The following is a 6568-nucleotide window of genomic DNA, read 5'->3' as shown; positions in this document are numbered from 1 at the left end:
ATCCTCCGGGTTGCTCAAGAGGGCGGATAGGAGTTCAAGAGCATTATCAATCAGGAAACGTTGGCGTGTAAGTTCGCTGTAAATTTCGTGGAGAATATCCCGCTTAACTTCCGCCATGGAGCGGCCCCGCATTTTTTCATTAAATACGTTAGCAAGCCTTTGCAGCTCCTCGGCAGTAACATTTTCTCCAATATCTACAATCTGATTCTCCACAGCTCCATTTTCTTTTACCACAACCATGATGGCCTTTCCCTGTTGGTAGGGAAGAAAATGCATCTGGTTAAAAGGACTCTCCCCTTGAGCAGGTCCCACCACAATACTGGTTAAATGGGTAAGTTCCGAAAGCAGCTTGCTGGAATGAGAAATGACTGTTTGAATCTCCGCAACTCGCTTGGTAGTCTCTCTTTCGATAACATCTCTTTCGTCTTCAGTTATCTTGCTCTGTTCCATAAGACAATCTACATAATACCGATAGCCCGCATCAGAAGGGATGCGCCCTGAGGAAGTATGAGGCTGCTCGATTAGCCCCAATTCTTCCATGTCGGACATTTCGTTACGAATCGTGGCCGGCGAGATTCCCAAGTCAAACTTCCGGGCGATTGTCCTAGAGCCCACCGGCTCAGCTGTATCGACATAATCCTGGACAATTGCTTTCAGGATCTTCTTTTTTCGCTCATCCATTTGCATACCTCTAACCGCCTTTCCACGTTCGTCTTTCGTTGTTAGCACTCGACCTTAATGAGTGCTAACGATTTATGATATTATAGTAACGCTCCTATTTCCGATTGTCAAGTGGCAGACAAGCCGGTTTTTCGTTCTTAACAATCTGCTAATTGCGTACGTGTGAAAATAGAGCACCATAAATAGTTATTCCTATTTATGATGCCCATCTGACATAATTTTTAATTTCTGCCAACCAATACTAAACGTTTCTCTGCTGAAGTATTATTTTACCATACTCTTGAGTTCTTCTTCAATAGCCGGACTGACAGCCCCTTGTCCGCCAAATATTACAATATCGGAAGGTTTTCTTACTCTCAGATAGTCTTTAAGATCTGCACTCAGGATTTCCTCTACCAAGATTAGGGGATCTTTTAATTTAGCGGAATAAACACTTCCGGCCAGAGCATCCGGAAAATCTCGACCGGTTGCTATACTTATTCCCCGTCCACTTGGATTAAAGAATTGGGCAACTGCCAGTGTACTTGCGTAGCGATCTTGGCCGCCAATCCGAACAACTTTATCTTGCCCTAGTCCCGTAAGCTGTGCTACCTCATCTTTGACTTTGTCACTTACCGCCCCCTGTAAGCCAATGATATATACGATACTGGGTTTTAGTTGAATCAGTTTATCCTTAACTTCATCCGGTACGGAATTGGGCTTAACGATCAGCAGGGGAAATTGTTCTGCTGCCGCAATACTGCTTACGGATAGTGCATCCGGAAAACTTTGTCCGGATGCAATGACCACCGGGCGTCCCTGGGCGATATCCAGTTCCACAGCGATTTTGGCTGCCGTTCCATAACGATCCGCCCCACCAAGACGGATGACATTGCTAAACCCATTGTTTTTTACACTGTCTTCCACATATTGGCTTACCGCTCCGGTTCCCCCTAGAATATACACAGTCCCTTGGGGCTCAAGGTAGCCTTTTAAATATTCTACGAGTTTTCGGCAATCTTCTTCACTCCGTCCAACTAGTAGGACAGGGGCCTCTTTTTTATAGGCTAACACACTTCCTGTTAAGGCGTCAGGGAAATCATCCGCTCTTGCCACAACCACACTTTTTACTTTACCAAAATAGCTTCCTTTCGCAATTGCTAAAGCAGTGTCGATCCGAGTTGCCCCGGCAATTCTTTGCAACCCCTGAGAGGCTACCATCTGGTATTCATAAACATTATTTGTACCCTTTTTACTGATCCGAATTACGAAGGGTCCTCTTCCGTAGATATTGAGAATACCGGAGGTATCAAAGTCAGCGATTGATGAGTTGCTACTACTGAATTCGTAGGTACTTGCATTCAAATTGCTTACATCGATTAGCTTTGGTGTACGATTTTCCCTTTGAGCATTAGTTTTTTCCTGCTCGTTGTATCTGTTGAGTGCCCCAGTTAAAATGTCCTTTTTGGTCAATTCATCAGCAGGAACAACCAGCACCGGATTTTGGGGATTGACAATGATAGAGGTATTCTCTGCAGGGGGAGTGACCGGGCCTACTAGAGCAGAACCACCGCCGCCTCTATCCTCGTCTCGCGGCTCCATCTGAAGATCATAAAGGACAATGTCGGTTCCGACATGGATAGTGCCATCTTTGATCCAGCTGTCCCCAATGGTTTCACTGCGCTTATCCTGACGACTATCGTAGGTATAGTAGCCGGATTTTTCTGCAATGATGTAATAATCTCCATTAGGAATGACCATCCAGGCATAGTAACCCGTGTTTGATGTGGGCTGGGGATTGGCATTATTATTGGTTGCAGCTGGGTCAGCCGGCAAATTGACCAATGTCCCCGCAGTACGACCTGCTTTTTTATTCAAGTCAGTATCCGCCCAGTAGAGTTTCATATTCACTCCGCTGATAGGTAGTCCCGTGTCACGATCTGTGACCGTGCCATAGGGATCGATGAGGATTGTGCTGATCACAATCTCACCATCAGCATTTACAGTGGCTACTGCCTTTCCTATGGTGAGCTTTTGACCGGTGGCGCCAACATCATGTTTTAAATTGATGGTGTAGGTTCCAGGTGATAGGTTATCAGCCTTAAAAATTCCCTCGTTCGTTAGTGCACCAGTGGAAACTGTCTGTTGATTGCTGTCAACAAATTCTACTTCATAGCTGCTCCCACTTAATCTTTGAATGGTGCCCTCAAGGGCCTTCATTAAAGCTACCCCGGTAATGGTTTCGGAAGAATCGAAGCTTTTTTCCTTGTCCCCAGTAATCTCGCCTACTTCACAGGTGTGAGTATAGGTCACTTTTTCTTCCAGCTCTACACCATCTACAACCAAGGGCTTCGTAATTTTTACATTATAGGTACCCTTCCTGGGTACGGCAATTTTGTAATTTCCTTTATCGTCGGTAGTCATTTTCGCGTAGAAATCGACGATGCCATCCCCATCAAAATCCTCTGCTATCTCCACGATAGCCCCTGCTACAGGTTTACTTGTTGCATTATCTATAACAACGCCTTTGATGCTACTGGGCTCGAAGGTCACAAGAATTTCGCTGATTGCATGAAGTCCTTTCTTTTCATCGTTGACCTCCGCCCGTACAACGACCGTTTTGCTTTCAATTCCGGTCAAATTCTCGGACTGATAAACTACAAAACATCTTCCGTCCGGATCCGTGATTTCCTTAGCACCATTAGGGAAAGTTCCAATGCTATCTGTCCTATCAAAGTTATCAAATGCGCTGAAGTCCACTGTCACACCCGGAGTCGGATTGCCATTCTTATCGGTAATCAGAGCATAGAGCTTGGTGGTTGTTTTTCCATCGCCAACAATACTACTGGGATCGGCAACAAGGGTGATAATAAAGTCCACCAATTCAATATCTTTCGTTAAGGTTAAGTTACCTGAAGCATCTTTGGTGACCTTACCATTGGTACTGTGGGGCATCACATCAACATCTGTGGTCTTGGTGCTGTATTGGGGATCTTCTACGACGATCTTATATTTTCCAAGAGCTACTTGAGGAAATAGATACTTCCCATCTTTATCGGTCGTTGTTTCGGTAATTTTCTTTCCACTGAGGTCCTTAAGGATGACAGTGGCATCTGCTATTTTTTTCCCAGCATCATCTCGATCAGTCACAGTCCCGTCCAAGTTCATGGTATTAGGGTTTTTCTGGGTTGTTGCATCGGCAATATTGGAAATTCCGCCATTGCCCCCTCCGCCTATTAGAAGTCTAAAATAGTATTTTGTATCGCCATTCAAGCCATTGACTGTTGTCTGAGCAGATTTCGGATCATCGATGGGTATACTCTCTGTGCTCCCTTCTGGGAAGGTGGGGTCAGTTGAGTATTGTAGAATTACGACTTCAGCCTCCTCCGGCGCAGTATAATTTAAATCAACGGAGCTATAGGGATTCTCGCTGGAAAGTTTGGCCGTCAAATCGAGTAAAGGCCAAGTGTAGGGAGTCTTATCAGCATCAGATATGGACACATTGGCAATCGTAAAGTAAGAAAGCATGTGGCATTGATGTCCAATATGACTAGCAACAAAGCCAAATCCATTACCAGCGTTACTTACCGTATTTAACTGTCGATCTAATTCGACCGAGGGCTGACCTTCTACCTTATCCGTTAATTTAACACTATTTGGAGTTATTTCAAGTTCCAGTGTGTGCTGATCCCCAGCAGCAGGGGACACCGCAGTTCCAATCTCTTTAATCTCACTAAAGGAAGTCAATCCTCCACCACTGGTACCTGACTTATTATAGAAACTATTTACATCTACACCGTTTATCTGGAATAATCTGATCCTTCTTTGGGTTTTGTCTTCGGTATCGTCCCTTTTTACCGCACCTGTAAAGAGAATCGCATACCCATATAACTTTCCCTCGTCTATTTTGCTATTAAGCAAAATGCCTGAGCCTTCCATACTGTGATAATTGACCTTGGATAGATCCATATTAAATGTAATTGTTTTCTTTGACGTGGATACACTGGGTAACAAAACAAAGTCTTTATATGCATTTGTAGCGTAGCCATAAAACGTAACCCTGGTTCCACTTCCCTTTATAATAATATGTTGATTGTATTCAAGTCCCAGGGGATTATCGTCACTAATACCGTTCTCATCTTTAGGATAAGCGGGTGATGAGGCCTTACCTTTATTGAATGGCGTTCTTGGTAGCTTGACATCTTCACCCAAGTTCCCCGTGTGACCATATATCTGCCAGGGTATCGGCTCACTTGAATAATCCACCTTCACCCTGTCACTCTCCGTTCCGCCGGAGGTAACTGAAATGTAGACTGTTCCCTTCTCTGGACCAAGCTGAGGAATCTCTATTGTTACTGAAGTTTCTCCTGGAACTACTGTGCCCTGTCCAAGAAGCTTTCCTTCTGTTTCCTGATCATATACTTTTACAATATCTCCAGGACTTAAACCTAGGACTTCTACTCTGTCGCTTATACCTTTTACGTAGTTTTTAACGGCGATTGCTGAGGGGGTAGTTACTGTAATAGCCGAGGGGGTAGTTGATTGACTTTGGAAGAATGGTTCTTCCAGAGTATTCTGGGTGATGCCTTCGTTGGATTCTGAAGCAACCACAAGGGCTCCCAAGGGGCTATACATAAGTAAACAAAGTGTCAAAAGCCATGTTATTAAAACCATGCATTTGCTTCTCAAATTGCGTTTTCTGAAATTCACATTTAGATTTCTACCCAAGTAATAAGACCTCCCATTTAAGATTAACTTTTACATACTATTTTTTAGCATTTTCATTTTTTTGTCTATAGCAATAATGGATAATCTTTCCGCCTGTCTTTTATCTCTATCTATTGTTTTTCGAATGAGAAATGAGTCATTTTTTCACTTCCTTCTTAAGATAATACTTATATAATAAAAAAAATCACCTTACAAAAATCTTACAATCGTATTAATTAAAAAAGAGCATGCAATGCTTTTTCTATAAGCTTTACATGCTTTGTTATTCTGTCTTTCAGACTTATCTTCTTATTAGTAAATAATCTTTATAAATGAGCTGATTTATAAACTATATTGATTGCTTGCTATAAAAAGCCCTAAAGCAATTCTTCCCCAGACATTTTCTCTAATATCATACCTACACGCCTCTTTAAGCGCTTATCTAAGTTTAAAGTCTGAAGGGCTTCAAGTTTTTCAATAAATTCATCATGGAGAGGAACATGTCTTAAAACGTCTTCCGCTATATCTAAAGCTTCACGATAACGGTTTTCTTGAAAGTAAAGCTCGGTGAGTTTATAGGCCAATTTGAGATAGACTGCAGAAATCTCCTGTCTCTTTTGATAACACCAGAAATAGTCTTTTCCCGCTAGCAAATCACCCTGATAGAGCTTCATGGCACTCTGCAAAGATTCTTTATCATCTGAGGACAATGAAATCATCAATTCCTTTACATCCCAGCATAGATCTACAGGAAGGATAAGGCGATAGGTCTTTTTTACGGATTCAATCTTTAACATTAAACCATAATCTTTTAATGTCTGTTTCAATCGAAATATCGTTGTATAAAGATTTTGCTCGGCCTTTTGCATCTCGGTGTCCGGCCATAACATATCCATTAGCACCCATTTAGATACGGCAAAATCGTGAAGTAATAAATAAGCGAACAGTTCTTCAACCTTCGTTGTAATCCAACGAATGGGTTCTTGTTCACCCTTTTTTACCACAAAGCCGCCAAGCATCATAATATTTACAGGTATAGATTCTTTATCACGTTTATCTCTTTTCCATCCCTTTTGTTTATCTGCTCTTTCAATAGAACGATCTAATTTATCATCGACCACCGGCTTTAGAATGTAATCAAGCGCATTAACATTAAATGCCTGTAAAGCAAATTGATCATAGGCAGTAACAAAAACAAAAA

General features: G+C 42.3%; 3 protein-coding genes. All 3 read right to left on the bottom strand.

All coding sequences use genetic code 11. The features are described 5' to 3' along the window. Nucleotides 1-687: heat-inducible transcriptional repressor HrcA (hrcA, locus tag AC1U9U_RS14825; protein WP_479961326.1), on the bottom strand; the 687-nt coding region annotated here is incomplete at its 3' end. Nucleotides 688-945: 258 nt separating this feature from the next. Continuing rightward, nucleotides 946-5388 (bottom strand): cell wall-binding repeat-containing protein, encoded by a 4443-nt coding sequence (locus AC1U9U_RS14820; protein WP_479961325.1) that lies wholly within the window; start codon nucleotides 5386-5388, stop codon nucleotides 946-948. A 356-nt stretch (nucleotides 5389-5744) separates the two neighbouring features. Further along, on the bottom strand, nucleotides 5745-6568 hold an 824-nt coding region (locus tag AC1U9U_RS14815; RefSeq protein WP_479961324.1), incomplete at its 5' end, for a BTAD domain-containing putative transcriptional regulator.

The organism is Desulfitobacterium sp. (assembly GCF_982384815.1).
This window is presented reverse-complemented; position numbering and strand designations above follow the sequence as displayed.